Consider the following 2,927-nt stretch of genomic DNA (forward strand, 5'->3'; position numbering starts at 1 on the left):
GAGGTATCAAACTGTACCTGCATAAATCAATTCATCCCTTTATTCAGCAACGCCGTAATTTCTTTATCTTCGGCTTCGACAAATAACAATACCCGTAATGTTGCGTCTGAGTTCCGCAAAGCACTGACAAAGGCATCTCTAATTTCTTCTTGAAACAGTGCTTTTCCCAGAAATTTACCGTATTCTAGAGGCTGTCCTAGCAAGCTAGTCAGTTTTTGAAAGTCTTCTGGTGTGAGTTCGAGATTTCCTTCCGAGCGCGATGATAGCAGTTCACCGGGTCTGCTATGTTCAACTACTATCGGCCAGTGATTTCCTAATTTGCGCTGGATGTTAATCTCGAATGTGTTCATGGTTGGTTTTTTAGTCGGTTGATGAAAAGCGATCGCATCCAAGTCATTACGCTATTACTAACCTCTTATGTAGCAAATATTACTATATCCATAATTTTAGTTATCGATAGCTAACTCTCGACGTATAACTACAAGTGTTGAATACAACCCAGAAATATTATCTAAATACTTATCTAGTTGTTAGGCTTGTAATTTACATATACTTAGCTATGCTTACGCACTTCAATACAAATTAACCTTAAGAAAACTGTAAGTCTTCAGTGATAAAACGTAGTTGTTACGGAAATAATTCCAATACGGTTCGGTTAAGTTTTGTGATATCACTTCACGGGGAAAAGGGCATCACCGTGCCAAAACGGGAAAATTGTACGCTAAGGCTGAAACTTATATCAGATAAGCATTTCAGCGATACTTATTTTCTTTAACCCGCAAAGGACGCAACTGGTCAAAACTGGTCGCCTGTTTCAAATTCCAGACATAATCACCAGTGAGATTGATATGCTCCCAACCCAACGGTGACAAATGTTGTAAATATTCTTCAGGAATATTCATTCCTTGTTGTTTCAAATAGTCTACGGCTTTTTCTAAGTACACCGTATTCCACAGAACGATAGCCGCAATTACCAAATTCAACCCACTGGCCCGATAAAACTGGTCTTCATAAGAGCGATGCCTACGGCGGGCTGCGCCTACGCGCAATTCTCCCAGGCGATTAAAAAACACCGCCCTTTTCAGGGTATGTTTCGCCTCACCCTTGTTTAGTCCCGCCGTCGCCCTTCGCCGCAGTTCTGGACTCTGCAACCATTCCAGGATAAATAAAGTCCGCTCAATCCTTCCCAACTCTCGCAAAGCTAGAGCTAAACGATTCTGCCGAGGATAAGAAGCTAATTTCCTCAACATCAAAGAAGCAGTCACCGTCCCCGTCCGAATTGAACTAGCAAGGCGTAGAATCTCATCCCAAGATTCCTGAATCAATTTCACATTAATCTTGTCACCTAGCAGGGGTGCTAAAACCGAATCAGGGGAACTCGGTTCAAAAGTATATAATTTCTTATCAGGTAAATCTCGCATTCGGGGTGCAAATCTAAATCCCAACAAATGGCACATTGCAAACACATGCTCTGTATAACCGCTTGTATCTGTATAATGCTCCTGAATCTGTAAATCACTCTCGTGATATCATCGTCTCTCCAATCGATTCTCCCTTTTATTGCCGAAAGCATTGCTGATGTAGCGGGAGTTAACTCAAGACATTCATGAAAGAACATCATTTTGCTCATAATGAGGAAACTTGCCGCCCCATAGCTAACCGAGAATTTCCAACTCTGCGACTCTATGATAATTTCAATGTTCAGTTATCTGGCAAGGATTTGGCATAGTTAAAACTGCTTTGGAATGAGTACGGAGCCAAAAATTACCCTATTAGTTCCTACTTAGTTACTCCTGGTTTACTCAAAGCAGGAATGTTGAGAAAAAATGTATGCTTAACCCCAAGAGAATATGAATTTAGTGATTTGGGTAAAATTCCTATTGGAGCGCTGGAGTTAACGCTATTCAACGATGTGCAGTCACTGCTATTACTTAAAAAGCTGCAATTTTAGACAATAGCAATATTATCTAAAATAAGGATATTTGGATAATTACACACACTAAAACGTAATTTTAGCCCAAAGCTTGTTGTATTTACTGAGTGGACAATAATTAAACTGACACATTAACTAAAAAACAGTAAATCAAAAAGTTTTTCCTCAAACAGCGATCGCTTTGACCATAAAGTTAAGAATGTTTTAGAAAATCTTTCTAAACCCATTAATTCCTTGAAAGTTAGCGTATCTGAAGCATCACGGGGATGGCTTTTAGGTGTGAGTGCCATCGCCCACATCATGCTTGTGAAGCGTCGGCGTTAATTAATTACTCACAGTTCTCGATTACACAACGGAATCATCTCAGTAGATAAAAATAAGGCAAGGGTACGCCGTAGAAGTGCGTGAATGATTGCAAAAGAATGACCTTTCTTATTTTAAGCGGAAAAGTCCTTGAGCATGACCAGGCTTGCGAAAGCAAGGGCTGATTTTGGATACATCTTGAATCTGCGGTTTTACGGAATTTAGTACAATATTTCTTCAGAAGCGAGTAAAGAATGGGCTGTACCAGAATTTCGATTGCTACCAGCTACTGTTATATGATTTACCATTGGATGCAGTTGTGAATCTGGCTTCTACCGTGCAATACAAAACTGCTCTAGACGAAAGCTGGAGCAGTTTTTGATAGAAGTAAATTATATAGGGGACAATTAATGTTGTCCTCGGTTTATGCATAGTAGCTACCGTTATATAATACTATTTAACTCAAGTTTCGTGCTTTACACAAAAAACGAATAATCTTGAAGTTGGCATTATAAAGCTTAAAAGTCAGCATTTGCCACAAGTTAAAAGTAAGTGAAATTTGTCAATACGTCTTTGAGTAGAAATAAATCAGCCTAAGAATAATAATCGTGTCGTGGGGGGAGAGGGGGGGCCACCAGGCCGCATGCCCCCCCCCCGTATTTTTTTTTAAATATTGACAACTTTTAAAGAA

Annotated in this window: 3 protein-coding genes and 1 pseudogene; 1 reads left to right on the plus strand and 3 read right to left on the minus strand. The window is 39.7% G+C overall.

From position 1 onward, the window contains the following. Positions 1–26 precede the first annotated feature (26 nt). Together ACFE90_RS22365 and ACFE90_RS22370 are read right to left on the minus strand one after the other, a co-directional pair. The gene (locus ACFE90_RS22365) at positions 27–350 is read right to left on the minus strand and encodes a hypothetical protein (RefSeq protein ID WP_375504420.1); all 324 of its coding nucleotides are present in this window, start codon (positions 348–350) and stop codon (positions 27–29) included. A gap of 402 nt (positions 351–752) precedes the next feature. After that, a pseudogene (locus tag ACFE90_RS22370) lies at positions 753–1,529 on the minus strand (Tn3 family transposase); the annotation flags it as partial. Between the two features lie 77 nt (positions 1,530–1,606). Here ACFE90_RS22370 and ACFE90_RS22375 point away from each other — a divergent pair. After that, complete coding sequence (locus ACFE90_RS22375; RefSeq protein WP_375504422.1) at positions 1,607–1,729, plus strand: hypothetical protein; 123 nt, start codon at positions 1,607–1,609, stop codon at positions 1,727–1,729. 335 nt (positions 1,730–2,064) lie between these two features. Here ACFE90_RS22375 and ACFE90_RS22380 read toward each other — a convergent pair whose 3' ends face one another. Then, positions 2,065–2,223 carry a hypothetical protein gene (locus tag ACFE90_RS22380; RefSeq protein ID WP_375504424.1) on the minus strand — a complete coding sequence of 53 codons (159 nt, stop codon included), beginning with the start codon at positions 2,221–2,223 and terminating at the stop codon, positions 2,065–2,067. Positions 2,224–2,927: the final 704 nt, after the last annotated feature.

Source organism: uncultured Nostoc sp. (assembly GCF_964245445.1).
Taxonomy (GTDB): domain Bacteria; phylum Cyanobacteriota; class Cyanobacteriia; order Cyanobacteriales; family Nostocaceae; genus Nostoc.